The following is a 26,507-nucleotide window of genomic DNA, read 5'->3' as shown; positions in this document are numbered from 1 at the left end:
ACGACTGTCAGGGCTCCCTTTTTTGGATGTTCAGTAGTGGTATACTGATTACTATCGGAGGGGATTTTATGAATAAATTTGTAACAGGTGCCGTCGTTGTCCTGGGCATGGTTGGCAGTCTCGGTTGGGGAACCACTGCTCAGGCCAAGACCCAGTGGACGGCTGGCTCGCCCAAGCAACTCAGGGGAGCTTGGGTTCAGCTACGGGTGAAACACATCGGAACGGATACCGACGTTTCGGCCAATGCCCTGATGTTGGCCAAGGATTCGGTAACGGTCATGACCGGTTTCGGGGATCAAGCCTATGGTGGCAAGCACCTCGCGTATCATGTTAAACGGGGAACGTATTATTTACGGGATTACTTCGATGTAGAGAAGACCTGGAACTATACGAAAATCACCCGTCACGGGAAGAAACTAACCTTACAGGAATACGGTAAACGTAAGCCTGGCAAGCCTTTCCAGCAGGTGACGGCGAAAGCAGTTCATTTGAAATACAACGCCAAGGCCAGTGCGGTATTATTAAAATAAAATATAGAAACGACTTAGCCACCAGAATTAGTTTTGGTGGCTAATGTTTTAACCATAATCTAGATGAGGAGAAAAGACGCCATGAAAATCACGCGAGCAGAACTAATTGCATTCAGCAGTGCAGGCAAAGCGGTCACCATTGATCAGCCATTCAACAACCCCGCCCACCGGAATCAAGTGATCTTCGATGCGCTGCGACACCAAGCCAGTCGAAAGATTTTTGGCTTGGTCTACGAGAAGGGGGACAACCTCTACATTGACCTGAAGTGTGACCCCGCACGGATTGACGAGCTGGTTGACGCTTTTTCCTACATTTTACCAGGTCAGCATTTCACGAAGCAAAATTGGCTGACACTGGCGGTTGATCAGGTGCCTAGCAGAGAAATTCTGGCCAATCTGGTTAATGCCAGTTACCACTTAACTGAGTAGTTGTATGAACCTAAATGTAAATGTATCTAAAACTAGGCAACATAGTGGTTAAGCCGCCTTACCGGCTGGCCTCTCGGCTTACGTTGTGTGCTCACACAATACTGAGACTAATTTAACGGTACGAATGTTGACCAATACTAGGTGTTGTCGGAACCAAAAAAACTTCGGTAGCGCGTCACGCTGCCGAAGTTTTTTAAGATGCTTCTATTCTGTTAGTTAGTCTTCAACTGCTTTGATCTTCAAAGTCATCGCGTTAATCGCCACGATGATCGTACTCAAGGACATAACGACGGCGCCAGCCATTGGGTTGAGCATGAAGCCAATTGGGGCTAAGACACCGGCGGCTAGTGGGATGGCAATTAAGTTATAGCCAGCTCCCCACCAGAGGTTCTCGGTCATCTTCCGGTTCGTTGCCCGCGCCAAGTCAAGGAATTGAATGACATCGGCCGGATCACTGGCGACCAGGATGATGTCGGCGGATTCGATCGCCACGTCGGTTCCGGAACCAATGGCCATCCCAATGTCAGCCCGCGCCAGACTTGGGGCATCGTTGACGCCATCACCGATGAAGAGGACTTTACCATTCTGCTGGTATTTCTGCACCAGTCGTTCCTTGTCCTCCGGCAGCAAACGGGCCTGCACGTCATCGATGCCAATGCTGGTAGCGACCTTGTGGGCCGTTTCCTGGTTGTCACCCGTCAACATGACTGGCGTGATTCCTTGCGCCTTGAGTGCCGTGATCAATTTCTTGGCATTAGGCTTGATCTGGTCACCTTCAGCCACGAGTCCCAGCACTTTATCGCCAGCAACTAAGAAACTAATGGAGTTTCCCTCGGCGGCAAAAGTGGTGAACTGGTCGTGGTCGTAGTCCAGCTGGTGTTGGTCCAAGTAGGCAACGGAAACGACACCGTACGTGGTGTTGTCCAGCGTCCCAAACTGACCCAGTCCGGTTTCCTGATGTGTATCGGTGGCGGCGGTCACCGTCAATTGTTGTTCCTTAGCGGCGGCTAAGATGCCAGTCGCCAGGGGATGACTGGAGCCACTTTCGAGACCGGCCATCAGGCGCAGAACGTCAGCTTCACTGAACTGATCATCCAAACTAACCAGGTGGTTGACCTTAAATTTACCCATGGTTAACGTCCCGGTCTTATCCATCAACGCAAACTTTAAGTGGTTAACTTGTTCCATAGCGTCACGGTTACGGATCAACAACCCGTTTTGTGCGGCGAGGGCCGTGCTACGAGAAACGACCAGGGGCACAGCCAGTCCTAAAGCGTGGGGGCAGGCGATAACAAAGACCGCGACGGCCACGGGTAAGGCGACGGCTAAGTTAGCAACGGTCAGCCAGACGATGAAGGCCAGAATCCCAGCGAAGAGGGCGGCGTAGAATAACCAACCAGCAACTCGGTTCGCCAGATTTTCTGACTTAGACTTGGCGTTCTTCGCATTTTGAATCAGGTCCATAACTTGAGCGAGGTAGCCGGAATCCCCGGTCCCCGTGACTTTAGCGGTGAACGTTCCCGTGCCGTTGACCGAACCCCCGATAACTTTGTCGCCAGCCATTTTCTTAATGGCCTTAGATTCCCCAGTGACCAAGGATTCATTGACATCGGAAGTCCCGGTGAGAATGACGGCATCGGCTGGGATTTGTTCTCCCGCCCGTACAGCCAACGTTTGGCCGACTTGGAGGTCGCTCAATTGGACATCTGTGCTGTTGCCCTGGTCATCGATCACGTGGGCGGTCTGTGGTAATAATTTTCCCAGTGCATCGACCGCCGATCCCGCGTTCATGACAGTGTTCATTTCGATCCAGTGCCCCAGTAACATGATGACGATCAGGGTCGACAACTCCCAGAAGAAATTGTTGACGGTCGGCGTCACGTGAAGTAAGTCATTGGCAATGACGGCGTAGATACTGTAGACGTAGGCCACGCCGACCCCCATGCTGATCAAGGTCATCATGGCGGGTTGCTTCAATTGGAGCTCAGCCTTGGCCCCGCTGAAGAAGGGACCGCCGCCGTAGAAGAAGAGAATCGAGCCCAGGATGGCAACGACCCAGTCACTCCCCGGAAAGACCAGTTGGAAGGGAAGCGTCATGCCCATCATGGGGGACATCAATACCACGGGGATGGTCAGGATGAGGGAGACCCAGAACTTGCGTTTCAAGTTACCCATGTGCATCATGTGACCGTCGCCCATGTCCATATCCATGTGAGCCATGTCCATGTTGCTCATATCCATATCGCCGTGATCCATAGCCATGTCTTCAGGCGGCGTTTGTTTAGCGTCATCCGGCATCTTCATGCCCTTCATATCTCCCTGCATGTTCATGTGTGACATGCCAACGTGTTCGCGTTCTTTCATACGTCACAACTCCCCTCGCAACCGTCCGGCAAGCAGTCACAGTCGACCATAGTGGGGGCCGACGGTAACTTTTGGGTTAAACAGTCAATTAAATTTTGAACATCAGTCTTGCTCAACTCAGTCTGTTCCAGCACGTGCACCAGTGACGTTCCGCGGTGCATCGCACACATCTGATCAAGTTCGTTTAGGAGCGCGCCGTCCATGGCCGCCTGTTCCTTGATGAGCGGGGTGTAGATAAATTGGCGGCCGTTCTTGGTGGTCCCCAGCGCGCCCTTCTTTACCAGGCGGCCAATCAGCGTTTTAATGGTTGGTGCCTTCCAGTCGTGTTGTTGTTCGAGTAAATCAATGATGGTGCGGCTATCCGCTTGGCCCAAGGTCCAAACGATCCGCATGACGCGCCATTCGGCATCGGAAATGGTAACGGCTAATTCTGTGGTGGCCATCTTAACAACCCCTTTCGTTTACAAATGTAATCTTAATTGATGACCTTAGTCTACCGCCTCCCAGGTTTCCTGTCAAGCAGAACATGTTGGGGGCTGATCTTTTGGTCGGATGGGGTGAAGTTATGCCAGTCAGCAAACGCGCAGCGCCAAGGATCTGCTAGCGCGAGCACCTAAAAGGGGGGCTAACGCTTCTCATTGTAACTGTTAGCCAGCACAAGCGGGTTGTCGGCGCCGTTGGATTGCGGTGTTCGGCCAGTGACTTGTCTAAGTCATCATGGTCATTAACAAAAGCTGTCATATAGCGGTTTCACAAATTAATCACTTAGAAGTTAAAATTTTGGCAAGAATCACCATATTCATGCTATCTCTTGGTACACTTTGTATAATCAAAGTTAGACTATGTTAACGGTCGTTGCTGGTTTGCCGGGATTCTGGCTGATGAAGGGCAGCGACTAGCGATTTGACTGGAAGTTCGGTCACATAATTAAGACTTGTCAACCCGCCGAAAATGCGCTATTTTAATAATCTTAGTGGTGAATTGGCGATGACTGCTGGCAACTAAGCCGCTAAATTAATTTACTTATGATCCGGTGAGGACGGCGAGCCGTCCCTCACAGATGAAAGTTAGGGTGAAAGGAGCGTTCGCGCTTGTGGTTAGAATAAAATACTGGTTATGGCGAGGAGTCGTACTGGCTCTGGTGATGACCATTTTAGGGGGAATTGGGGTGACCGCGAAAGCCGCCACCGTGACCAAAGTTCCCGCCCGGGCAGCCTTTGTCATGGACGCAACGAGTGGTCAGGTCCTGTACCAGCAAAATGCGGACAAAAAGTATCCGATTGCCTCACTGTCAAAGTTATTGACCGTGTATTTAACGGTCAAAGCGATCAATGACGGTCAGATTGGTTGGGACGATCCCGTGCCAATCAGCAAAGACTTGCTCAAACTCAGCCACAGCTATGCCTATTCCTCATTGCGGATGAAACGTAGCGACACCTTTACGGTCAGACAGTTGGTGGCAGCGGCGATGATTGCCTCGTCCAATAGTGCGGCGACTGCGCTGGGTGAGTACGTGGCTGGTAGCAATGGTCAGTTCATCCAGCTTATGAATCAGCAGAGCGCAGACTGGGGAATCGAGGCCCACTTCATTAGTTCATCGGGGCTGGACAACACGGACTTGAAGGACTACAACCTAGTCTTGCCGGGAACGGGTGAAAAGGAAGAGAACTTGGTGTCAGCCAAGGCGATTACTATTGTGGCGCAACATCTCCTCGCTGCCGACCCGGACATCACGACGATTTCCAGCAAGACGGAGACCAGCATCAACGGCACGCAGATCTTTAATGAAAATAGTTGTTTGCCAGGGCAAGCACAGTATAAGAAGGAAAGCCACATTGATGGTCTCAAGACCGGATTCACGGAAAATGCAAAGTTGTGTTTCACCGCAACGTATACGGTCAATGGCCAACGCATGATCGCTACGATTCTGGGTGGGGACACGACGTTCTCGGCCATGAATAAACTGATCAAACAGTTGAAGCAGAAGTACCAGTTGGAAACGACCCCATTGACCAGCAAACAGATTTCGCTGTCCAATGGGATTACGACGGTCACGGCGGCGCCAATCGTGAGTCAGGCGGGCGTGTGGTACCTTGATCAGTCGGCTAATTTGACGACTAAGGTTCAAACAAAGCTGACGCCAGCCCAATTGTCCTCCGGTATCGTGGATGCTGGGGAGACGGTCGCCCAGGCCACGGTCACGGACACGACGACGGGCGCCAAGCAGCAGGTCATGTACCGGTCACAACAGAACGCCACGTTGTTCGCCGACCGGGTCGTCTTCACAAGTAAAGCGGCGACGGATCACTTATTGACGGCGTTAGGCCGACCAATGAACGTTGCATTTGAATAAGCCGATATTAGGCGAGAATGGGACATCAGGCGATTAGTTTGCGAGAACAGGGGTTATGCCTGGCCTTGGCATAATTCCCGTTATCGGGTTAAGCGCAACAAACTGCCTGGTGACGCACGTTTCGCCATGATAATAGCAAAAATAAAATCAGTCTTTTCAGAAAAATTCTTCTGAAAAGGCTGATTTTTGAGTTGTGTTCCAAATTCGCCTTCTTACGGGGGTGTCAACGGTCGGCTGCCCCCAATTAGGTGTCACCTGGACAACTAACCCTAACAATAGCCAGCCGCGCGGTAGGGGGTGGCTGGCCTACAAAAAGGGTCACGGGTCCGCGAGTCAGGTGCCAAGGGAAAGCCCCAAAACGTGACGATGGCGAGGGCTAGCGGGTCAGCGTACCGCGGTAATTAACCCATCAGTAATGTCCACCCTAACCAGTTGTCAATTAGCGCCGCACTCGCAATCTTTCGCGGACCTGATCAAGCTAGGGGGTAATACGAAAAAATTTACCGCTAATTCAGTGATTTCCCCCCAAAATTGGTGCGAAAACTGAATCAATTAGTCAACCACCCAACGCCGAGATTTTCCCGCCGGTTGATCTCTTGGGGGTTAAGTAAACAAGAACATAATTAAAATTATCGCAACGCGTGCCCGTTTTTGGTGGTTCGATTCTTTTCTCAGTAGCTGATAGGGTGGTGCTTGTCCATAGCGCTATGGATCATCAAAACTGAGAGGATGATTCATAAAATGACCACCGATAACGCCGCTGCGTACCAATTTCTATTTACCGGCGACCATGAGACCATACTGTATGCCGTGTTGAAGAAACTCAATCTGAAACCCGGCCACCCGGACTACGAGGATTATTTCCAAGAGGCCCGCGTACTGTTCCCCGACATTTATCACGCCTTCCCGGAAGATCCGCTGGTAAAACCACACCAATTCTTGGCCTATGCCCAGCAGAAATTGTATTGGACGCTGATGGACCAGCGCCGGCACGACTTTCGGGAGAATAGCCACCAGGAGAGCGGGGATGGCGATACGCTACTGGGTGAACTTCCCGGCGATGACGATGTCCTGGCAATGATTGGCCTTACCGATTATCGCCAGTATCTCCTGAAACTGATCGGCGCGTCCGGCAAACGGGGCGAGTGGCACTTTCTCGTGGGCACGCTGGTCGACCAATTGACGGTAGCTGAAATTGCCGAGAAACACCAGGTGAGCCGCAACACGGTCTACCGCTGGCGCCGATCACTGACCCAACGATTGATTCAGCAGTTGACGCCGGCCCGTGATTTTTTAAATTAATTGCGCAAACAGCGTTACAAAATCGGCCCGGATTTCGTTAGTAAGAGTGTAGGGGTTGGCCAACACTTACCAAAATCGCACCACGAAAGGAGCACCACCATGCAAACAAATTGGAAGAAAACGACTATTACCTTTATCCTCGGGGCCGACGTTGACCATCCGGTGAAGATCGTGTTGCAAAACGCGATTGCCGATCCGGCAGCCAAACAGGTCGAGGATTTCGGCGGCTACCTCTCCGGTTTGACGGGCTTGCCATTTCGTAACGCCGTCATTGCCACCCAAAACGCTGTTGCCTAACGCTTATTAATAGAAAGGAAGTCATGCAATGAAAGCATTAGAAATGAGTTTTAAAGGCTCCGACACGCGCATCAAGCACCTGCGTCTGAAGTACGTCAACACGGAATTGGCCCCGGCTGAGGTCGAGAGCCTCATGAAGCAGATTGCCGCCGCCAAGTTGTTTGCTAAGGATGGCATTGAACTGTACGCCGAACCCCAAACCGCTAGTGTCGTGGAAACGACCAAGACGGCGCTGGTCACGGCTAAGCCCGCGGTACCAGCTGTCTAACGTGCCATCGTTTCAATAGTCCTAACGTAACGCAACCTAAAACGGCCGTCATCCTTAAGGGGGTGGCGGTCGTTTTGGGTTGCGTCCATCGCGAAATTATGCGTAAAACAACTGGTGAGTGATTAGTGGAAATAGACAACCTAATAGTAGACTTAGGATGCTTCCCAATAAGTAGTACTCCGCAAAATTTGAGTTATCTTCCAAAGTTTTAAAGCGAGTCACTGCCTTGTAGCATAACGATGATATTACCACTCTTTAGAGAGTTTTGAAGTTGATTGAATACAGTGGCTAATTGATTAAAACCAAGGATAATTCCAATTGATACAAAGATGACGATTAAATGTAGGATTTGATCTAACGTATACGTGACAACATCGGACTGTTTCTGGAACCAAAAGTCCTTAAGTTTGTTTTGGATTGGGCGCTTGATTGCGTCCAGTACAAAATGAAATCCAGATATCCAGAGTAGAATCAAAAGGTAATCAAGAAGGTTGAAGCCGGCATGACTGTCCCCATCAATAACCCATTGGTATGACCAAATGATTGAGTATAAAGCTAAACCAATTACTAAATTAGAGATGACTGCGTGACCGAATAAACATTTTGTTTTTTGCCAAGACATTTTTTCAGATTTAGTTTTGACAGTGATGTCTCGCTGAAAAATAAAGTCAACTAGTAGGTGGGTCAGATAGGTCATCATGATGATGGTCATAGTTTTTGTACCAACTCTTCCTTGATATTGCGGAGCCCATTTATGATAGCATTTTGAATAAGGACAATAGGTTCTTTCTTTACAGGTGCTAGCATAACAGAAATCTTTGAGGAAACCTGAGATCGTTGAATAGGGTCATTGTAGTCTACATTGAAAGCTGACATATTATATTTTTCGGCTAATTCATGGGCTAAATCAATATTTGAAATTTGTCGTTCGGGGTAAAGGAGCGCATAACCAAATCTTTTGCTTTTGGTATTCAAAATTTTTTCGTATAACAGGTAGAACAAACCTGTGATGGCATCAGCGCTAGGCTGTGTGTTGTGCTCAGACCCTGTATTGATAAAAAGTTTAAATGGTGATTTCTTAAAAGAAAACTGTGGCGTTGAGACTTGATGGGTTACAATCCTTTTGATTATCATAATGCCTTCAGTGGCCCGTGAGATGGAGGACCCATTGACAACATCGACATTGTTTAATTGGTTAACGTTGGTGTCAACAGTACCGACCCCGACAGAAAAGTAGAACGCTAAGTCTTTTCCTGAAATCATTTTTGTAGTAGCGACTTTTTGGAATTCAGATCGATAATATAATGAATTGCAAAATTGATAGATGCGGTAGACTAAAGCCTCCATACCCTCTTGTAAAACAATCATAATTGAGTCGCCATCCTTTTGCTGGAAGGTGGACGTCCCCGCGTTCATAATAAATTCGGCATTTAACTTATGGACGAAGTAGGAGATAAAGTCACTGGTAGCTTCTTGATCCACAAAATTTGTGCGACTCCCTTTAAGGTCGATAATAATGGTGAAATAAATGGGTTTCCTGTTTGGATCTCGTAGCATTGAAAATCACCTTTACTGTATTGACGTATTTTAATATCGTGGTATAATTCTGAAAATAATCAAAAATATATGTTTATTTTTAGTATATTTCCCTGACATATCCAAATTATAACATGATTATATGTTTAAAAATAGTATGACTTTTTAGAGAATTTAACATTTTTTGAGCAAAACTTGAAAAAATAGTGTGTAGCCACAGTGTTAATAACGACGCACTTTGACCACAACAAAAACAGCCATCCTTTTTCGAGGTGACTGTTTTTTGTAATGGATTTAGTGTAGGGAGAGAACTTCAAACGGTCTTTGACAAGCGATAAGAATAAATGGTCGTGATCACCGCCATAATGATGATACCCGTGAGCTGGACGCTCGTCAGCCAGAAGGCACTTAGTTGGGCGAAGAACCCACTGATGATTCCAGTGGCGAGTAACAGTTGGGCGCCGAGCAGATTTGTCTTTTGCCAAACGATGGGGGAATTGTAGGTCCAGGGGAGTCGAATGCCAACGAGATGGTTGCGTGAAACGTAGGGAAGTCAGAGTGCAAGGAGAGAAAAAATGAGTGCGATCCCGCCAAGATTATGATCTAGCGTGGCGGCTTGAAGCACTCTGGGGAAGATGAGGAGAATCACCGCGTAGAGGGCAAAAACCAGGTTGGCGTCCAGAAACAACTTGGCGAAGGTCGTCGATTTGGCCACAAAATTGGCGGCCAGCAGCAATAGAAAAATGGCGGAGAAGGCCAACAAGTCAGCACGAGACCGCACAGGTTGCAGGTAGCCTGCTTGGAAATGGGTCAGCTGTGCCAGCCAGTTCAGTAGTAAGAGAAGTGCATTGCCCAACAAAAGCAAGCGGGCTTTTGCGGGGGTGTAAGTGAGAAATAACATCGTCATCAGTCCAATCTGTCGCCCATCGATGTGGGTTTAGGGTATTTTAGGGCTGGCACGGAGCCGATGAGGTGTGCAGGGCGTTTGATAATTAGGTGACTGAACGGTGGCTGGCTGGAAGCGTATTAAAAAACAGGTCATCGACATCAGTGAAACTTGATGTTGGTGGCCCGTTAAGGTTTGAAGTAATTTAGTGTTCCACAAATGGAAGCGAAGATGGGTATTCACGCACCGTCACCCCACGTGCGGATGTTCCAGCACCTTATCCGGATAAGTCTCCGCGACGTACCGGGTAATCGCGGCAATCATTTTCGCCGTCGAAGGGGCTTTGGCCTGCTCGGAGTTGACGACCAGACAGATGGTCCGGTAAAAGCGGGTGTCAAATGGATAGACGTTCACGTTTCCGCTGACCCGTTCCAAGGCCAGCTCGGGTAAGATGCCCATGCCCATGCCGGCTTCGACCATGGCGAGAATGGATTGGTCGTCGATGGAGAAGCGCAGGGCATTCGGGCGAATCTGATAGTGGTCCAGCGCGGACTTCGTATCCTTGTCGTAGTCGCCACGTTGCAGGATAAAGTTCTGGTCGACCAAGTCCGCCGCCGTGACCGTGGTTCGGTTAGCGGGGATGAAGTCGCTGGGGGTGATGCAGTAAATTTCGTCCTTGATCAGGGGTAGTACGGTCAATTTTTCAGCGACCGGGAGCGCGGACAGACCGAGATCCAACCGGCCTGTCTTCACCGCTGAGGCAATTTCGCCAAAGCCGGCTTGCTCAAGGGTAATGTCGATTTGGGGGAAATCCTGTTTGAATTGGCGAATAATCGGTGGCAACCAGGCAATGCACACGGATGAGAAGGCCCCCATGCGCACGGAGCCGGCATTCATGCCGTTGATGTTGGCGGCGGCTTGCTGGAGTCGGTCTTCGGCGTTGATGACGCCCTGAATCAGTGGCAGGATGGTCTTGCCGTCTGGGGTGAGCTCAACCCCAGTCCGATTACGGATGAAGAGGGGAAACCCGAGTTCTTTTTCCAGTTGATTGACGGAATGGCTGATGGCTGAGGGCGTCACGTTCAGCGTTTGCGCAGCCCGATAAAAGGTTTGTTCTTGGACGATAGCTTGAAAGACGCGATAGGCAAAGGGTAACATCGGGGACACCTCCTTGGTAAAGATGAATAACATTCACGCTATTTCGAGATGGTTGAAATAGCTTTTCTTTCAAAGGTATTCTATCATACTCTCAGGTTAGCAGGAAGCCTCAGTCGGTAGTTTGGCCGGTCGGTAAGGTAACGGCTAAATGCGATGCCGGCAGTGAATGATGACGATAGTACCGGTGGGTTTGGCTGGGGGCTGGACTCGCCAGAAAGGTGGACTCTTTTATGAAAAATTTGTTAGCGCAACGTGCCAATCCCGATGTTGCATCGGCCTTAGAAGGTTTATTTCCAAATGATCCGCACCCGGATGCCATTTCCTTTGCGGCGGGCAGTCCCAAGGAAAGCTTATTCCCGGTCAAAGCGATGCAGCGGGCATTTCACGATGTCATTGATCAGCAGGGGGCCCACTTGTTTCAATATCAAACGGCGCAAGGCAATCCGGACTTGCGGGCGAAGTTGGCGGCGCGGATTGGCAAGTGGGGCCAGGTGACAGCGACTGCGGCTAACGTCGTCTTAACGGTCGGCGGACAACAGGCCATCGAGTTGGTGGCCAAGGCGTTGCTGGACCCGGGCGATGAGGTGGCCGTGGAGGTGCCAACGTATGTGGGGGCGTTGGCGGCGTTTGATCTGTATCAACCAACGTATCATGCGGTGGGGTTGCAGGCGGATGGCCTCGACCTCGATCAATTAGAGGAAACGTTGCGCCGGCACCCGGGCATCAAGCTGTTGTACACGGTGCCGGACTATCACAATCCGACTGGTATCACGATGAGTGTAGCCAAGCGGCGTCAGTTGGTCGACTTGGCGAACCGGTATGATTTCGTGATCTTGGAGGATTCCCCGTATCGCGACTTGGGGTATGCTCAGTTACCGCTACCAGCGATCAAGAGCTTTGACACACAAGGTAGAGTCGTCTTTGTATCGAGTATGTCCAAGATTTTAATGCCGGCGCTACGTACGGGCTGGTTGGTCGCTGACGGGGAGTTATTGACGGCCATCATGAAGGTCCGCTTCGGTAGTGACTTGGAAACGACCGGTGTGACCCATGCAGCAATTAATCTATTCATGGAAGAAAACGATTTGGATGCGCACGTTAAGGTGCTGAAAAACCACTACCGTGAGCAGTGTGCGGCGATGGTCGCGGCGTTACGGGCAGACTTCCCGGATGAGGTTACTTTTACGATGCCACAGGGGGGCTTCTTCGACTGGGTCACGTTACCGGCGGAAATCGACGCGGGGAAGCTCTTGACGGAGCAGATCATTCCACAGAGCCACGTGAGCTATGTGCCGGGGACGAACTTCTACCCGAGTCGTGACATTCACAACGGTCTCCGGCTGTGCTTCACAGGTATGACGCCGGCTGAGATTGCGGTGGGTATGAAGCGACTGGGTGACCAGATGAAGGCGGCAATCCGGGAGACCCGACCGGTAGTTTAGAAAAAGAAGGCACAAAAAGGCCCGGCGAATAACATTTCGCCGGGCCTTTACCTTAAAGAAGTTAGTCGTTTCCGTTCTCCGCGGAAGCGATCACTTTAAGGTAACAATTTCCTGTTGCCAAAAAGCATCACCCCCTTTCATTTGATACTTGCAGTATGGACCGCTAGAGGACGTTTTGCAAGTAAGTTGACTTACCTTAAGGGGGCATTAAACTTATACATAACTAAAGAACCAAAAATTAAAGCGATAAATATAGAAGCTAAGTCACTTAATTAAGAAATGCATAAAGCGTATAAATGACAGAAATATTACAGAACCGGCCTGATTGTTTCATTCCAACGACAAAAAGAACATATTCCTTGTTTCTAAACGCTTTCCCGGCTATAATCATACTTGTAGTTACGGAATGGCTTTAACGGGTTGGCACCTAGTTGGAATGAATTTCTTAACAAAAGCGCTAACTTCGGTTATACTATTCTTGCTTGATAAATTACATATATTATGTTTGGAGGAAGAAAAATTATGCAATCAAGTTTAAAGAAATCTCTTTACTTGGGTCTGGCTGCTTTAAGCTTTGCCTCAGTTGCTGCAGTTTCAACTACTGCTTCAGCTAAGTCATATGCTACTGCCGGTGCCTATACTACTTTGACCGCTGACGCTACTAAGCGTAACGTTCAAGCTACTGGTACAAACGCTCTGTACACTAAGCCTGGTACTGTTAAGGGTGCTAAGGTTGTTGCTTCTAAAGCAACTATGGCTACGTTGGCTTCTTCAAAGAAGTCTGCTAACTACTTCCGTGCTTACGGTGTTAAGACCACTAACCGTGGTTCAGTTTACTACCGTGTAGTTACTATGGACGGTAAGTACCGTGGTTACGTTTACGGTGGCAAGTCTGCTGACGCCTTTGCTGGTGGTGTTAAGGCCGCTGAAACGACTACTAAGGCTACTACCCCAGTTCGTACTACTGGTTACTACTTGAAGGATACTTCAAAGAACACTCTTTGGACTGCCCCTCGCTTTACCCAATACAAGGCAAGCAAGGTTAACCTTTACGGTGCAACTAAGAACGATCCATTCACTGTAGATAGCGCTGTTACTAAGACGCAAGAAGGTTCATTATACTACCACGTAACTGACAGCAAAGATTCTTCAATCTCTGGCTGGGTCTTCGCTGGTAAGGGTTACGATACTACTATCACCGACCCTGCTAAGCAAGATCTTGGTGGTTTATCATTGAACGTTGCTTCTGATGCCGCTACTAACGACAACAGTGTCAAGGTTGTTTACCGTGATGCAAGCAACAAGCAAGTTGCTACTAGTACTTGGGTAAACTCACCTAAGACTGGCGATGCTGCTACCAAGGCCGGCGACACTGTTAACACTGCCGCTGTCAACGCTGCTGGTGTTACGTTCGCTAACTTCGTAACTAACTCATTACCTAGTGGTTACAAGGTTACTACGGCAACCACTCCTAACGCTGCACAATACGGCAACACTGTTTACGTTGACGTTACTGCTGCCGCTTCATCAAAGATTTCCTTTGTCGTTGATAAAGTGAATACTGACGCTGGTACAGTTGCTAATGGTGTTAAGTTAGGTTCTACTGTTGCAAAGAGTGAAATTTCTGCAACTCTTGCTGAAACTGGTATCAAAGCTTTGACTGGTGATAAGGGTACCCAAATTGGTGAAACTAACCTTGCTACCATCGATTCAGCTTTGAGTATCACTAAGGCTGAAGGTACTACTAACTACTACGATGCTAAGGGTGCTGCTTACCACTACACTTATGCATTGACTACTACTACTTCTTCTACTGGTACTCCTTCTTCTACGTTCGCTACGGATAACCGTTTGGCTAACTACGGCGACACCTTGAAGGCTAGTGTTACTGCTACTTTAGTTGCTGGTCCTGCTTCTACCAACACTTCAGACAGTAGCTGGATTGCTTAATTCAATTCCAAATTGAATTTAGCTTTTATCCTAAGTTAAATAAAAAGCCTGAATCTTCGGATTCGGGCTTTTTTGTATTTTCTGGTAAATTTTTCATAAGTTCATTGTATTAATTTAGCTTTTCCCGTCTTTTATTGGTATACTGATAGTCGTTATAGAGCTATGATTGATGACAGTTCTATAAAAATTTAGTTTCTATTTTGGAGGAGCACAAACATGCAATCAAGTTTAAAGAATTCATTGTACTTAGGTTTAGCTGTTTTGAGTTTAGGTGCCGTTACTGCTGTTAGCACTTCTGCTAATGCTGCATCAAAGGCTTCAATCAAGTCAGATGTTACGATGAAGACCGCTGCTGAAACACGCAACGTTGAATCTACTGGGACCAATGCGCTTTACAGCAAGCCAGGTACTGTTAAGGGTGCTAAGGTTGTTGCATCAAAGACGACTATGAAGAAGCTTGCAGATTCAAAGAAGTCTGCTGACTACTTCCGTGCTTACCGTGTTGCTGTTACTAGCAAGGGCTCTGTTTACTACAAAGTCGTTACTATGAACGGCAAGTACCGTGGTTACATCTACGGTGGTAAGAGCACTGACACGTTTGCTGGTGGGATCAAGACTGCTGCTACGACGACCAAGGCTACTTTGCCTACTCGGACGACTGGCTTCCACTTAGTTAACGCTAAGAAGAATACCCTTTGGACTGCCCCACAAAACACCCAATACAAGGCTAAGAAAGTTAGCATGTATGGTGTTAAGGACACTGACACGTTCAAGGTTTCAGATGCCGCTACTAAGACGCGTGAAGGTAGCTTGTACTACTACGTAACTGACGAACAAAACAGTGCTATTTCAGGCTGGATCTTTGCCGGTACTGGTTACAGTGCTACTGCTACTACCTTTGGTGGTTTATCAACTAGTTCTGCCGAAGCTGCAGCTACTAACGATAACAGTGTCAAGGTTGTTTACCAAAACAACGGTTCACAAGTTGGTACTGCTACTTGGATTACTACTCGGACTGACACTAAGGCAGGTTCAACTGTAGGTTCTGACACTACAAAAGATGTTAATGCAGCAAAGCAAACCTTATCAAGCTTTGCTTCAAGTTCAGTTCCTGCTGGTTTCCAATTGACGAATGCAACTGTTTCAACAACTAACGCTACTTACGGCAACACGTTGTACGTTGACGTTACTGCTGCTGCAACGTCTAAGGTTAGCTTGAGTGTTGAAAGCGTTGATAACGCAGGTGTTTCAATTACTAGTCCATTAACGACTGGTACTTTGAACTCTAGCGAAGCATCTGTTGCATTGAGTGCTGCTGGTATTAAGGCATTGTCTGGTACTAAGGGCGCAACGATTTCTCAAGACAACTTGGGTGTTATTGCATCTGGTTTCAGCACGACCTTCAAAGGCACGAAGAACTACTACGCTGCCAATGGTGATGCTTACCACTACGAATTCACTTTCAACCCAACGAACTTCAAGAGCGACAACCGGGTTAAGACTTACGGTGACACTTTAACTGCCAGCTTTACTGCTAAGGCCGTTAAGGGCGCTGCTTCTACTAACACTGTTGATAACAGCTGGTTAGCTTAAGCTTAATCTCTAACTTCATAATAAAAATCCCAGATCACGTTGGTGGTCTGGGATTTTTATTATGAAGTTATTTGTAAGACGTTTTGCGCCGTAGTTTTGTTGTTGACCTGTATAGTGAGTAGATGTAACCAGAAAAATAAATTGGCGCTTTTTGGGTGTTGAATTTTTGCCAGTAGGTGTTTTTCAAAAAGGGGAGCTGAACGATGACTAAATTGATTGCGAGGGTAACACATCAGGATTTGACGGGAGCACCGGTTGAATTTAATGTGATTGAAGTTGATGAAGAAGTGGTGATGTTCGATACGCCACTGACCAATACACACCGTTACTGGGTACCAGTCACGGTTGAAATTGATGATGAGGAAGAGTATTTAGAACCCGTGGATGATCCGGACTATAATTTTCGGATGGATTTTGCACTTTATCGAAAGAAATATCACTTTCTAGAACCAGGTGAGATTAAGCTAGCCCGAAAGCATCTGGGATTGAGGATTGGTGAAGTTGCGGTCATTTTAGCAATGGATCCACAGCAGTTGATTGAAATTGAAGATGATGTCGCATTACAATCCTTTGATCAAGAGATTAAGCTACGATGGTTGATGGAGCGTTCTATTTTTGCAGAAATTGTCAATACTCATCGCGATTTTATTTGGGAACGGTGTGTTAAGGCAGGAATGGATGCAGATGAACTGCTTAGGAAAAGTAAGGGGAAATATGACACGCTATTTTGATAATGAGAAAAAATCACATTATTTAAAAACAAATTTTTTAGCAATTGTACCAATGAAAATTAAGGCTGGAAAAGGATTTTAACGATATTTATATATATAATTATGGTCAATGATAATTATATACATGATGGATTTTAAATACGCTCTTCCATTTTTAGCTGCACTCTTGCTATACTGATTGGTGTTCAATTACTAAATTTTAGGGGAGAAAAAAAGATGAAATCACGTTTAGCGAAGTCATTGTATTTGGGTGCCGCTGTTCTGAGTTTTGGGGCGGTTACTAACCTGTCAACTACAGCGGATGCTGCGACTAAGGCCACGGTTATTTCTAGTACGGCTATTCCTAATGGGAGTAAGAACGTTGAGATTACGGGAACGAACGCAATCTACACTAAGCCGGGAACGGTTAAAGGTGCCAAGGTAGTTGCTTCTAAGACCATGGTTAAAAAGTTAGCGGAATCCAAAAAATCAACGGATTATTTCCGCGCATACCATATGAATGTTACCAATCGGGGAACGATTTACTACAAAGTTGTTTCCATGAATGGGAAGTACCGTGGCTACGTTTATGGTGGTAAGGTGCAAGGTGTGATTGCTGATGGTGTGAAGGTTGTTGAGACAACAAAGGCAGCTACCTTACCAACTCGGACGACTGGCTTTCACTTGAAAGATGTTAAGAAGAACACGCTGTGGTCAGCGCCCAAGTATACAGCATACAAGGCAAGCAAGGTTAGCCTGTATGGTTCTTCCAAGAAGGATACCTTCAAAGTAACGAAAGCCGAAACGAAGACTAGAGAAGGTTCTTTATACTATTACGTCACGAGCACATCTAATCCAAGCATTTCTGGCTGGATTTTTGCTGGTGAAGGCTACAAGGATGCTACTAGCAAAGACTTAGGTGGGTTAACACTTACCACTGCTGAAGATGAAGCAACTAATGACAACAGTGTAAAGGTTATCTACCGTCATGGTTCAACTCAGGTTGGCACGGCTACTTGGATCACGACAACACCTAAAACCAAAGCCGGTGACTTAGTCAATCCTACGGTAGCAGCTGCAAAACCAGCAACAAACTTAACACCTGCTACCAAAGCAACGACTGCCAAGGCTGGTAGCACAAGCACGGCCTCTGCTGTGGCAGTGAAGCCAGATACGACCACACAACAAGCTAAAGAAGTTAAGTTGCCAACAAACGTAGCTGGTCAGACACTATCTGCTTTCATTGCGGGTTCAGCGCCGGTTGGTTACAAGTTAGTTCAAGGTGAAATGGCAGATAAGCTAGCTAACACGGCAACTTATGGTAATACTGTCTATGTTAACGTTGATGAAGCGGCTACTTCTAAGGTTCAATTGAAGGTCGGCGATGTTAATAATAAGATTGGAACTAATGGTGCCGAAGTTAAGGTTAGCGGTGCATTGAAGACCGGAAATACCTTGACTAGCTCAGATATTAAGACGCTTACTACGTTGTCAACCGAAGGAATGGCCTTACTTTCTGGTAAGAAAGGTCAACAATTAGGCGACAATTTGGACAAACTTGCAACAGAATTAGGCAAGGTGAAGATCACGGGTGCCAAGACCTTCTACACGACTGATGGAACGGCATACCACTACACGTTTGCATTTAGCGATAAGTTCTTTAAGAGCGACAACCGGTTAGCTGTCTTTGGTGGCAATGTGACTGCCAGCTTTGATGCAACCTTGACAGCGGGTGCTGTTGATAACACATCTTCCAACAATAACTGGATTGCTTAGTTTCTAAGACGTCCCTCCAAACCACGTTTTACTACAAGTGATTTAGCCATCCCCCACTCAAGCTTGATTGCACTTGAGTGGGGGATTTATTTTGGATAATATGAGTTGTGGCCGCAAATGTAACAGATTGCTTAAAGCGTGTAAATACTATACGGAATTTAGCTCTAAAGTGTAATTTGAGGTAGGTTACGTGGGGACATAAGGAATAACTATATGGAACCGGGAAAAAGCCACAGATAGCTTCTGAGAGCAGTGATTGTGATCAAGAAGTAATTGAATGGAATCAGAGCTAGGATATTAGCCTAGTAGAAAGGTCCTGCTAAAGTGACGCCGTTCGTTAGTTTGCCGTACCTTTAAAAAACTGTTCAAAAGGTTCGCCAATTAATCATTGTCCCTAATAATTAATAAACCCACTAGCAAGTCGATTTCTCGCTAGTGGGTTTTAAAATTTAGTGACTGTCGCCGCCCATGGGAAAACGTAATTGGGTGGGGATATCTTGCTGTGATAAGTTTAAATGGTGACACAATGTGGCATATAAGTCGTCAGCGTAAATAAACGGATCGAGGGTCGCGACGTTCAGCCGCTGACAGAGAATCTGAATGACAGCGTCCGTCACGGGCAATTGTGCCGCCTCCATTTGCCAGTAGGCCATGGGCGACAGCCGGTAGTAGAAACTACTGATCAGCAATGGACACCACTCGATGCGTTGACGCACGCACCGTAAAATATCCGCGTAGCTGTGGCGTGCCGCGGGGTCAGCCATGTGGACAACGCGATGTTCCGTGGCGTACAGGTCGCTGCTGGGCCATTTTTGGTTTCCCTGCCGCCGGTAAGTTTCCCCAACCGCTTTTTTGCTGGTGACAATGGCGGTGATGGCTACTTTTAAGTCTGGGGCCATCCGAAAATGAGCAACTTGTTCTGCGGTCATTTGATAACAATCATAGATCAACGTGAGTGTATCCGGGTTGGGGCGGGTGATGTGGCCCCGTTCTAATTCAAGTAAGTACCAGGCCGGCAGATCGACCATGGCTAAAATCTCGTCGGGCATCGCACCATCTGCTAAAATTAGCCGCATCTGACGGAGCGTTTCGCCCAACGGATGCCGATATTCTTGCATACGCCCGTCGCCTCCTTATTACTTTGAGTATAGCAAGTTAACTAACAGATTGCATGAAATTTAGGTAACAATCCCAGCAAGAATTATGAGAAAAATCGAATAAACTGGATATTAATATATTTATAGTTCGTGATAGTTTTGACGATAGTTTCTGCCAAAACACATTAATATCCGCAAAATATGGCCGATATAGTGTAAAAACTATTTTAAAAAAGCAGGCTGTCTTTCTTGCTATTATTCGGTTTTTGTGAGAATCTATAGCTGGGCAAACAAGGGGCCATGCTAAGTTATCACACACCTCAATCGTCCTGAGGAGGAGATAGTCGATGGCTAATTCGTTGACCCATGGTTTAACGGCGGAGTACCAGGAAAAGATTGCAACGGAGCAGGTCGTAGATTTTACGGACCTACAACCGGCAGATGTGATGACATTTGTTCCCGGTGATCAGGTCGAGATTGATTGGTCGACGCTCTTGTATTTGAAAAATTATAGTTCCAGCGAGCATGCCGCAGATACTGTCATTTGGACAACTGCTGGTTTTTATCGCACCGAGCGAACACCCCGTGCACTGATTCAGTCGTTGAGTAAGTGTGTTGGGAATGATTGGTTTGATTGCCGCGTGGAAAAGGACTTTTTAAAGCTGACAAGTCCGACGCCATTTGTTCAGGGTGATCTGCTATTGTTTGCAACGGAACGCGCCCAACTTGGCAAATACTATAGCTGGCTGAATGGCCGCTACTTGCAGAGCGTCAACACAACTGCCCGCAAAGAGGAGAGCCGGATCTCCTTGACAGTTAGGATGGAGATGATTATCCGGGACTCGACCACCCGCCTGAACAAGAGTTGGGATGAAGTGCTTCAAGTGCAGCGGTTACAGCAAAGATGGGTGGCACAGTATATGCAGACGCCACAGGCAGGTCCGCTGATTGCGCGGCCGATGCGAGTGGATAAGCTGACTTACCGCCAATATTTTGCCAAACGATTATTAACCGCTTACATGAAGAAGACGCAGCCCAATGTTGCTAGTGCGGTCAACGAAGAGGCCCTCTGGCAAGTTTTGCGGGACAATCAACGTGGCATGGAGCCGCCGCTCGATCCCTGATGAATCCCCGTTAAACCAAGGCTGGCACCATTAAATATAAGTGATATAATAGCAAATTTGGCCAAGATGTGATTTGTTTATAATATAGTCGGTTATCTATGATAGGATAATTGGGGTAGGCCACTTAGTCGCTGTGATAATCAGTTATTAAGCGACCAATGTGTATGATGGCTATGTTAAAGACGAACTGGTACCCACGGCATGGGTGTCAGTGGTCACGAGGAGGAAGAGTGTCATGATGGAAGCCAATAAACTGGCCGTGGACGTGGAGCGAATCCACCAACTGAATTCGCTGCTACGACCCTTTATTAAACGGCCCAGCACTGGAGATGCAATTACGTTTGAGCAGTACCGCATCTTACACGAGCTTGCGTCTGAGAAAATCAGCACGAGCGAACTGTCTCGTCGCCTAAACGTTGGGCAGTCAATGGTCTCCATTCAGATCAGCCGACTGTTGAACGGGGGGTTCATTCAAGATGAAACGTTGCCAACTGACCGGCGGTATCACGTTTTCCAGATTACGCCACGGGGACGGCGCGTTGAAGAACACGTCAGTGACGTTCTGTCTGGCGAGCTGCCAGAATTAATGCGGCAGCTGGCGGATATTATTGAGACGTCAGCGGAGTAGAAGTTCTCGCCACAACCGGGTGACTGTGCAACCGGACGGCCACGCGGTTGTGGTGAATGGCAAACGGGTCTGAGATGAAGTTGTCTTGGGCCCGTTTGTTATGTGGTGCGGGTCAATCTAGTAATAATTAATAATAAAAAAATCAGCATCCACTAAGGGACACTGATCAATTAAACCATTATAAGAATTATTCAGCCGCTTCAAGTGGTTCTTCGACTGGTTCCTTCAGGGGCTTACCTGCGGCGTCGACTAGTTGGAGCTCGCTCAGCCGGATCACAACGAGGTCGCCGAATGAATCAATCTTGTCGGTTTCCTTCTTGTTCAGTTGTTTAGGCTCAACTTTAACTAGCGCGGAGTGTTCGTAAATTTTGGTGATCGTACCGTAAAAAGAATCAGAGAAGAGTTCCGTTTTTTCACAAAACACCCGATTATTTTCGTGCAATGCCATAAGCAATCGTCCCCCATAAAAGTAATTTATAACAGAGTAAAGGTCGAGTGACGAAAAGTCAAGGAAATTCCGCGAAAAAGGACAAAATGGTTAAAAGAATTCGCTAATTAGTTAATAAGCTAACGACTTAATGCCGCAGTTGGTTAATTCGTGATTGGGTGGTGAAGGTCTGCAAGAGTTCGGCCTGCTTGGCGACTTGTGCAGAAAAGGCCGTCAAGAAGTCCAGATCAAGGTCGGTCAGGGGCCGTTGTTGCTGGGCAGCCGTCAATAGGTCATTCAGGTCGTCATTCAGTTGGTGGTTGCTAGCCGTGAGGCGTGTAAAGGCAGTGGTCGCCGTTAAGCCGGTCGTTGTTGGTGCAGTGACAGCAGCGGGCTTGGCAGCGGCCACCACCGTTGTTGCTGTGGCCACGGATACAGGCGCTTGCGATTTGTCGGCGACGGCGGTGTTCGCGTCAAAATAGTAATAGACTTCACGGGGCTTCAACGCCGCTTTCTTGATTCGCCGGTCGATCGACGGTGCGGCGGAGACGGCGCCCATTACGACGGAGGACGCAAATCCTAAGGCACCTAGCATTTGGCGGAGTTTGACTGCGCGGATGCCCCGAATTCCGGGGAATTTGGTAGGCGAAACGACTTCCGTTTCTTGGTCGTCCTGTAACCACGTGATGATTTGTTGCCGAATCTTTGCTGCCTGACTGTTCTTAGTGTTTGCCATGTCAGTGCCTCCATTGTATTAATCATTATCCAATTAATAATTGAATCTTCTAGTTATTAATATTGCGGCATTTATCTGAGAAGTGCAAGGTAAAACATTCAGAAATCATTTAATTTTCGGCGAGTTTTGGCCCGCCCTAATTTTTTCTGAGTAAGTATGGTACAATCAGAGTACATAGAGGACTTAATTCTGGTGATACCAAACGTAACGTGGTTTGGTGAGGCTGACATCACTGTGCGCATTTTTAGCTGATCATGGGTTTAACGGACCGTGGTTGTCGAAAGTCGCGGCGGTTGCCCTAAATCTTTGATCGCTTAAATGACGATATAGAGGAAGGGGCGCGCTGGCGGCTCTTCCTTTTTGTTTTAATTGCCACGCACCAGTAAAAGTTTTAACCAATTTAGGAGTGAACAATTTTGCATATATTTAGAGATGAAAACGGGATTCGCCTGGTCGTTTCCCACCAACTCGGCCACTACGCCGTTCGTTTTGCGGATTATGCGCCAGAACAAGAATTCGTCAACTACGAACTCTCGCGTGACCGGCATGGCCGTTATCATCTGACCATTGAGAAGACGAATTTGACCGAACTTGACCAACCTGTCTTCAAGAAGGAACTGGTCTTCGGCGATTTGGGTGACAGCTTGACGCCAATCAAGGGCGTTACGTTGATGTTAATCTAATGACTTGAGAGGAAGTACTGGGGCTGACCGCCGCGGTGCTTTTTTAATTGGCCAAAACCAGTGTCCCGTCAACCCTGAGCGCGCCGAACGATGCGTGGGTGGAACCGTTTGACTTGCTAAATGTAACTGTGAGTATTACAGTATAACCGTAAACTAAAACGAAACGAGGGATTTTTCATGACAAATGTCGTTATTTTAGGTGCTAACGGCAACATCGCCAAGTTAGCCACGGTCCAACTGTTAGAAAATTCGGAGAACCACTTAACGTTGTTCCTACGCAATGCTAAACGGTTGGCCAATGCCGCCAGCAATCGCGTGGACGTTGTCGATGGAGACGCCAGCCAAGCTGCTGATATCGAGGCTGCCATTAAGGGCGCCGACATCGTGTACGCCAACCTAGCCGGTCACAACATTGAAGATGAAGCCAAGGCCGTCGTTACGGCGATGGACGCCGCGCAAGTCAAACGGTTGATCTGGATCTCCACGTTAGGAATCTACGATGAAGTGCCTGGCAAGTATGGTGAGTGGAACCATTCCATGCTGGATGGCGGGTATCTGGAGACGTATGCGGCTGCCGCTAAGGTAATCGAATCATCCGACCTGGACTACACGGTTATCCGACCAGCCTGGCTCACGAATCACGACGAGGTGGCTTACGAGACGACGCGTAAGGGTGAAGCCTTCAAAGGGACCGAAGTCTCACGAAAGAGTATTGCCGCACTGGTCGCACGTCTTGTCGCCAATCCAACGCAGGCAGTTCGGGAATCCTTAGGGGTCAACAAGCCCAATACCGATGGTGATAAGCCAGCCTGGTATTAAAAAATAAAGATAAAAATTTTTCTTCCTATAAATGCCTAAACGCCGGCATTCGGTCGTTTCACATGTCGAATTGACCGGACAAAAAGGGTGCAATTCGAGCCGTTTCGCGGTATAACTATGGTGTGCGCGAGAAGAACTCCGCACAGGCTCGGGGGAGTAAAACCTTAATTTTGGAATCAATTTTACTACGCTCATTCTGTGAAACTTTTCCTCCAAACAAGAACCCATGGATTTGCCGGAAATTGATTCATACGTTGCGGAAATATCGTTAGCGGTCATTCATCGCCAGCGGTATTTTTTTTGCTTAAAATTAGACGAGGATCCGCAGCACTTGCGACCAGCTGGTTCACAGGGGTTGGCTATCCGGTGCGACAAAATATGTTCAAAAATGAGCAAAAAAATCGGGCATTTCTATTGCAAACGCTTACAGCTCATGGTACTATTATGGTGCGGAAAGGAATTAAGGGTTGTGATTCAAAGCTCCAGTTAATCTAGTTGATACAATGTTAATGAAACCAATTTCCGTTTTAGACGTAAGTTAGGTTTTACTAGTAAGTAGCACCGAGAAACTGAAAGATGTATGACAACTCCGATAAACCTTCTAACGAACTCTGGTAAGATTCAGGTATCAGGTTTCTGGCAACAAGACAATTGAATAGTGTTATAGCTTAGTGCTTCACGTAAGCATACTTGTTTTAAGACTTGTAAACAGTTCCAGGTAATAGCTAGAGCTCGGATGTTGCGTTAGCGCGATCGCACAAGGATTTCAAAAAGAATCGTTAAAGTGTCGACCCGTTGAAGTAATGAAGGAATTAAGATTTTGGTAACGTGCTGAAACGACAGTCTGAAATTACTCAGAATGAAAAAACGGCTGTGTCAGTCAGTAGGAATATCTAGTTATGAGGCGATTAAGAATTAAAATGATTATGAAACGGAAATTTAGTAATCACAACCTCCTTTCCGAGAGTTAGCGGACTTCAAGTGAGTTGTCATCCCATACTTGAAGCCCGTTTTTATGACGTAAGGAGCCTTAGTCGTTCGGGTCAGTCGCGTCACGTTCCATTTTGAAAAAGATTATCTTACAAACCGTTCGGTCACCATCGAGGCGGGCTGGTAGGGCTACCAGCAACCGTTTAGTGGGTGGCCAACGGGAATTATTTTTCAAGGTAAATCCTTTTAGCAAATAAAATGGAAAGTTCGGTGGCTGACGGACAGGGTAGCAGTTTGACAATCATTAACACCCGCAATGTTCGGAAATAGAGTTTTTACGATTTTCTTAAATCGACCATTTACAGGCCGGTTCGGAAAAGGTATATTATTACTAGACCGAAAAAATATTGGGACAGTTCAATTCCCGATATTGACCTAAGGAGTGAGAAATGGTGGCCTTTCATCGCATCTTCGTGATCGATTTTGCTAGCTTGGGTCTGGGGGAAGCCCCAGATGCAAACCGCTTTCAATCGGTAGGCGCCGACACGCTGGGTCATGTGGCGGTTAGTTGGGCTGACAAACTAAATCTTCCAACATTACAGCAGTTAGGTCTGGGTAATATTCGGATTGACCATCCCTTGCCGGGGATTGATCCCGTGGAATCCCCAACCGGCTTCTTCGGCCGTCTGCACGTGAGCGCGCAGACCAATCGCCGGGCAACCGGACTTCGTGAGATGTGGGACTACAATGGGGCCACTCGAACGGAGAGCGTCTTCGATACCTTGCCTGCTGCTGGATACACAGTCACTGTCGCCGGGCCGTTTCTAAGCTACTTAGAAACTCAGTCTTTGGCAGAACGTGTTCAGCTAGGAGACAATAAGGATGCCTTTCGTATCCTATATGACCGTCTGGCGCAGCCGGCGTCTGGATTGACTTACGTCTTGTTGCCGGAATTCCGGTTTGCTGGTGAACAGCAAGAGACTCAGGCATTTGGCGAAGCGTTAATGTTAGCAGATCGCTACGTGGCGCAACTCATGCATGACATGGGAGCCAACGACTTGCTCATTATTACGGCGACCCATGCTGATGATCCAACCATTGCCGTCACGCCGACCCGCGAGTATTTGCCGCTACTGGCTTATTCGCCGTCACGACCGAGCACCCATGCATTGGGGATTCGGCGGACGTTGGCCGATGTTGGCGCAACGGTCTTGGAAAATTTCGGCTTAGCGGGACACGCGGCTGGACATAGCTTTTTAAATGAAATTACGCAATAGGACTTAACCTTGAAAGGGGGTGGGGCAAGCATCAGTCTCAGGGGGTAACCGTTGGGTTGCAAAGGTCAGCGCACATCAGGAACCGATTCATCAATTATTCACCAAATTTCACCATTCCCTGGTGGCCGCTGAAATCCAACTGTTACGAACTGTTCTCGTTCGTAACAGAAGTTATGCGTTACATAATTTCTG

At 47.6% G+C, this 26,507-nt stretch carries 25 protein-coding genes and 1 pseudogene; 16 read left to right on the top strand and 10 right to left on the bottom strand.

Translation table 11 applies throughout. From position 1 onward, the window contains the following. Positions 1-68: 68 nt before the first annotated feature. Positions 69-530 (top strand): hypothetical protein, encoded by a 462-nt coding sequence (locus FAY32_RS08760; RefSeq protein WP_143463054.1) that lies wholly within the window; start codon positions 69-71, stop codon positions 528-530. 81 nt (positions 531-611) lie between these two features. Then, positions 612-959: an MmcQ/YjbR family DNA-binding protein gene (locus FAY32_RS08755; RefSeq protein WP_158727571.1), complete on the top strand. Its 348-nt coding sequence runs from the start codon at positions 612-614 to the stop codon at positions 957-959. A gap of 216 nt (positions 960-1,175) precedes the next feature. Here FAY32_RS08755 and FAY32_RS08750 read toward each other — a convergent pair whose 3' ends face one another. Together FAY32_RS08750 and FAY32_RS08745 are read right to left on the bottom strand one after the other, a co-directional pair. Continuing rightward, positions 1,176-3,323: a heavy metal translocating P-type ATPase gene (locus FAY32_RS08750; RefSeq protein ID WP_191988168.1), complete on the bottom strand. Its 2,148-nt coding sequence runs from the start codon at positions 3,321-3,323 to the stop codon at positions 1,176-1,178. Continuing rightward, a complete protein-coding gene (locus tag FAY32_RS08745; RefSeq protein WP_143463052.1) occupies positions 3,320-3,766 on the bottom strand; it encodes a CopY/TcrY family copper transport repressor in 447 nt (148 codons plus the stop codon). The genes FAY32_RS08750 and FAY32_RS08745 overlap by 4 nt, the downstream gene beginning before the upstream one ends. 650 nt (positions 3,767-4,416) lie before the next feature. Here FAY32_RS08745 and FAY32_RS08740 point away from each other — a divergent pair. The 4 genes from FAY32_RS08740 to FAY32_RS08725 all read left to right on the top strand — a co-directional run bounded on the left by FAY32_RS08740 (position 4,417) and on the right by FAY32_RS08725 (position 7,543). Then, positions 4,417-5,676 (top strand): D-alanyl-D-alanine carboxypeptidase family protein, encoded by a 1,260-nt coding sequence (locus FAY32_RS08740; RefSeq protein ID WP_143463051.1) that lies wholly within the window; start codon positions 4,417-4,419, stop codon positions 5,674-5,676. Between the two features lie 741 nt (positions 5,677-6,417). Continuing rightward, positions 6,418-6,978, top strand: coding sequence for a helix-turn-helix domain-containing protein (locus FAY32_RS08735; RefSeq protein WP_143463050.1), 561 nt, complete (start codon positions 6,418-6,420; stop codon positions 6,976-6,978). Between the two features lie 99 nt (positions 6,979-7,077). Continuing rightward, the gene (locus FAY32_RS08730; RefSeq protein ID WP_143463049.1) at positions 7,078-7,275 is read left to right on the top strand and encodes a hypothetical protein; all 198 of its coding nucleotides are present in this window, start codon (positions 7,078-7,080) and stop codon (positions 7,273-7,275) included. A gap of 28 nt (positions 7,276-7,303) precedes the next feature. Then, positions 7,304-7,543, top strand: coding sequence for a DUF2922 domain-containing protein (locus FAY32_RS08725; protein ID WP_143463048.1), 240 nt, complete (start codon positions 7,304-7,306; stop codon positions 7,541-7,543). Between the two features lie 208 nt (positions 7,544-7,751). Here the strand turns inward: FAY32_RS08725 and FAY32_RS08720 are convergent, their stop codons facing one another. The 5 genes and pseudogenes from FAY32_RS08720 to FAY32_RS08700 form a co-directional block, all read right to left on the bottom strand. Then, positions 7,752-8,255, bottom strand: coding sequence for a DUF3307 domain-containing protein (locus FAY32_RS08720; protein WP_143463047.1), 504 nt, complete (start codon positions 8,253-8,255; stop codon positions 7,752-7,754). Next, on the bottom strand, positions 8,252-9,100 hold the full coding sequence (locus tag FAY32_RS08715) for a hypothetical protein (RefSeq protein ID WP_143463046.1): 849 nt from the start codon (positions 9,098-9,100) through the stop codon (positions 8,252-8,254). The genes FAY32_RS08720 and FAY32_RS08715 overlap by 4 nt, the downstream gene beginning before the upstream one ends. A gap of 292 nt (positions 9,101-9,392) precedes the next feature. Beyond that, positions 9,393-9,608 (bottom strand): annotated as a pseudogene (locus tag FAY32_RS15080) (SdpI family protein); the annotation flags it as partial. Positions 9,609-9,632: 24 nt separating this feature from the next. After that, entirely contained in the window at positions 9,633-9,986 is a 354-nt protein-coding gene (locus tag FAY32_RS08705; RefSeq protein ID WP_143463045.1) for a hypothetical protein, read from the bottom strand. A 228-nt stretch (positions 9,987-10,214) separates the two neighbouring features. After that, positions 10,215-11,123 (bottom strand): LysR family transcriptional regulator, encoded by a 909-nt coding sequence (locus FAY32_RS08700; protein WP_143463044.1) that lies wholly within the window; start codon positions 11,121-11,123, stop codon positions 10,215-10,217. Between the two features lie 230 nt (positions 11,124-11,353). Here FAY32_RS08700 and FAY32_RS08695 point away from each other — a divergent pair, with 230 nt between their 5' ends. The 5 genes from FAY32_RS08695 to FAY32_RS08675 all read left to right on the top strand — a co-directional run bounded on the left by FAY32_RS08695 (position 11,354) and on the right by FAY32_RS08675 (position 18,594). After that, positions 11,354-12,565: an aminotransferase-like domain-containing protein gene (locus FAY32_RS08695; RefSeq protein WP_143463043.1), complete on the top strand. Its 1,212-nt coding sequence runs from the start codon at positions 11,354-11,356 to the stop codon at positions 12,563-12,565. Between the two features lie 522 nt (positions 12,566-13,087). After that, the gene (locus tag FAY32_RS08690; RefSeq protein WP_318635488.1) at positions 13,088-14,515 is read left to right on the top strand and encodes an S-layer protein; all 1,428 of its coding nucleotides are present in this window, start codon (positions 13,088-13,090) and stop codon (positions 14,513-14,515) included. Between the two features lie 216 nt (positions 14,516-14,731). Then, complete coding sequence (locus tag FAY32_RS08685) at positions 14,732-16,108, top strand: S-layer protein (RefSeq protein WP_143463041.1); 1,377 nt, start codon at positions 14,732-14,734, stop codon at positions 16,106-16,108. Positions 16,109-16,311: 203 nt separating this feature from the next. Next, complete coding sequence (locus FAY32_RS08680) at positions 16,312-16,839, top strand: hypothetical protein (protein WP_143463040.1); 528 nt, start codon at positions 16,312-16,314, stop codon at positions 16,837-16,839. Positions 16,840-17,055: 216 nt separating this feature from the next. Next, positions 17,056-18,594: an S-layer protein gene (locus tag FAY32_RS08675; protein ID WP_143463039.1), complete on the top strand. Its 1,539-nt coding sequence runs from the start codon at positions 17,056-17,058 to the stop codon at positions 18,592-18,594. Between the two features lie 449 nt (positions 18,595-19,043). On the opposite strand, the gene FAY32_RS08670 is transcribed toward FAY32_RS08675, so the two are convergent. Then, positions 19,044-19,712 (bottom strand): hypothetical protein, encoded by a 669-nt coding sequence (locus FAY32_RS08670; protein WP_143463038.1) that lies wholly within the window; start codon positions 19,710-19,712, stop codon positions 19,044-19,046. 326 nt (positions 19,713-20,038) lie between these two features. Here FAY32_RS08670 and FAY32_RS08665 point away from each other — a divergent pair, with 326 nt between their 5' ends. Continuing rightward, positions 20,039-20,815: a hypothetical protein gene (locus FAY32_RS08665; protein ID WP_143463037.1), complete on the top strand. Its 777-nt coding sequence runs from the start codon at positions 20,039-20,041 to the stop codon at positions 20,813-20,815. A 235-nt stretch (positions 20,816-21,050) separates the two neighbouring features. Continuing rightward, entirely contained in the window at positions 21,051-21,443 is a 393-nt protein-coding gene (locus FAY32_RS08660) for a MarR family winged helix-turn-helix transcriptional regulator (RefSeq protein ID WP_048733011.1), read from the top strand. A 187-nt stretch (positions 21,444-21,630) separates the two neighbouring features. Here FAY32_RS08660 and FAY32_RS08655 read toward each other — a convergent pair whose 3' ends face one another. Further along, complete coding sequence (locus FAY32_RS08655) at positions 21,631-21,891, bottom strand: hypothetical protein (protein ID WP_143463036.1); 261 nt, start codon at positions 21,889-21,891, stop codon at positions 21,631-21,633. A gap of 127 nt (positions 21,892-22,018) precedes the next feature. Continuing rightward, positions 22,019-22,606, bottom strand: a complete 588-nt coding sequence (locus tag FAY32_RS08650) for a hypothetical protein (protein ID WP_143463035.1) — start codon at positions 22,604-22,606, stop codon at positions 22,019-22,021. Between the two features lie 416 nt (positions 22,607-23,022). Here FAY32_RS08650 and FAY32_RS08645 point away from each other — a divergent pair, with 416 nt between their 5' ends. From FAY32_RS08645 to FAY32_RS08635, 3 genes are all read left to right on the top strand, one after another. Continuing rightward, positions 23,023-23,289, top strand: a complete 267-nt coding sequence (locus tag FAY32_RS08645; protein ID WP_143463034.1) for a hypothetical protein — start codon at positions 23,023-23,025, stop codon at positions 23,287-23,289. 177 nt (positions 23,290-23,466) lie between these two features. After that, on the top strand, positions 23,467-24,108 hold the full coding sequence (locus FAY32_RS08640; RefSeq protein ID WP_143463033.1) for an SDR family oxidoreductase: 642 nt from the start codon (positions 23,467-23,469) through the stop codon (positions 24,106-24,108). A gap of 1,379 nt (positions 24,109-25,487) precedes the next feature. Continuing rightward, positions 25,488-26,315, top strand: coding sequence for an alkaline phosphatase family protein (locus FAY32_RS08635; protein WP_225428319.1), 828 nt, complete (start codon positions 25,488-25,490; stop codon positions 26,313-26,315). Positions 26,316-26,507 lie beyond the last annotated feature (192 nt).

This window comes from Levilactobacillus enshiensis, assembly GCF_007115095.1.
Lineage (GTDB): Bacteria > Bacillota > Bacilli > Lactobacillales > Lactobacillaceae > Levilactobacillus > Levilactobacillus enshiensis.
This window is presented reverse-complemented; position numbering and strand designations above follow the sequence as displayed.

Coding starts and splice junctions, on each gene's coding strand:
- FAY32_RS08760 (WP_143463054.1), top strand. CDS start 69: ATGAATAAATTTGTAACAGGTGCCGTCGTTGTCCTGGGCATGGTTGGC.
- FAY32_RS08755 (WP_158727571.1), top strand. CDS start 612: ATGAAAATCACGCGAGCAGAACTAATTGCATTCAGCAGTGCAGGCAAA.
- FAY32_RS08750 (WP_191988168.1), bottom strand. CDS start 3,323: ATGAAAGAACGCGAACACGTTGGCATGTCACACATGAACATGCAGGGA.
- FAY32_RS08745 (WP_143463052.1), bottom strand. CDS start 3,766: ATGGCCACCACAGAATTAGCCGTTACCATTTCCGATGCCGAATGGCGC.
- FAY32_RS08735 (WP_143463050.1), top strand. CDS start 6,418: ATGACCACCGATAACGCCGCTGCGTACCAATTTCTATTTACCGGCGAC.
- FAY32_RS08730 (WP_143463049.1), top strand. CDS start 7,078: ATGCAAACAAATTGGAAGAAAACGACTATTACCTTTATCCTCGGGGCC.
- FAY32_RS08725 (WP_143463048.1), top strand. CDS start 7,304: ATGAAAGCATTAGAAATGAGTTTTAAAGGCTCCGACACGCGCATCAAG.
- FAY32_RS08720 (WP_143463047.1), bottom strand. CDS start 8,255: ATGACCATCATCATGATGACCTATCTGACCCACCTACTAGTTGACTTT.
- FAY32_RS08715 (WP_143463046.1), bottom strand. CDS start 9,100: ATGCTACGAGATCCAAACAGGAAACCCATTTATTTCACCATTATTATC.
- FAY32_RS08705 (WP_143463045.1), bottom strand. CDS start 9,986: ATGACGATGTTATTTCTCACTTACACCCCCGCAAAAGCCCGCTTGCTT.
- FAY32_RS08700 (WP_143463044.1), bottom strand. CDS start 11,123: ATGTTACCCTTTGCCTATCGCGTCTTTCAAGCTATCGTCCAAGAACAA.
- FAY32_RS08695 (WP_143463043.1), top strand. CDS start 11,354: ATGAAAAATTTGTTAGCGCAACGTGCCAATCCCGATGTTGCATCGGCC.
- FAY32_RS08690 (WP_318635488.1), top strand. CDS start 13,088: ATGCAATCAAGTTTAAAGAAATCTCTTTACTTGGGTCTGGCTGCTTTA.
- FAY32_RS08685 (WP_143463041.1), top strand. CDS start 14,732: ATGCAATCAAGTTTAAAGAATTCATTGTACTTAGGTTTAGCTGTTTTG.
- FAY32_RS08680 (WP_143463040.1), top strand. CDS start 16,312: ATGACTAAATTGATTGCGAGGGTAACACATCAGGATTTGACGGGAGCA.
- FAY32_RS08675 (WP_143463039.1), top strand. CDS start 17,056: ATGAAATCACGTTTAGCGAAGTCATTGTATTTGGGTGCCGCTGTTCTG.
- FAY32_RS08670 (WP_143463038.1), bottom strand. CDS start 19,712: ATGCAAGAATATCGGCATCCGTTGGGCGAAACGCTCCGTCAGATGCGG.
- FAY32_RS08665 (WP_143463037.1), top strand. CDS start 20,039: ATGGCTAATTCGTTGACCCATGGTTTAACGGCGGAGTACCAGGAAAAG.
- FAY32_RS08660 (WP_048733011.1), top strand. CDS start 21,051: ATGATGGAAGCCAATAAACTGGCCGTGGACGTGGAGCGAATCCACCAA.
- FAY32_RS08655 (WP_143463036.1), bottom strand. CDS start 21,891: ATGGCATTGCACGAAAATAATCGGGTGTTTTGTGAAAAAACGGAACTC.
- FAY32_RS08650 (WP_143463035.1), bottom strand. CDS start 22,606: ATGGCAAACACTAAGAACAGTCAGGCAGCAAAGATTCGGCAACAAATC.
- FAY32_RS08640 (WP_143463033.1), top strand. CDS start 23,467: ATGACAAATGTCGTTATTTTAGGTGCTAACGGCAACATCGCCAAGTTA.
- FAY32_RS08635 (WP_225428319.1), top strand. CDS start 25,488: ATGGTGGCCTTTCATCGCATCTTCGTGATCGATTTTGCTAGCTTGGGT.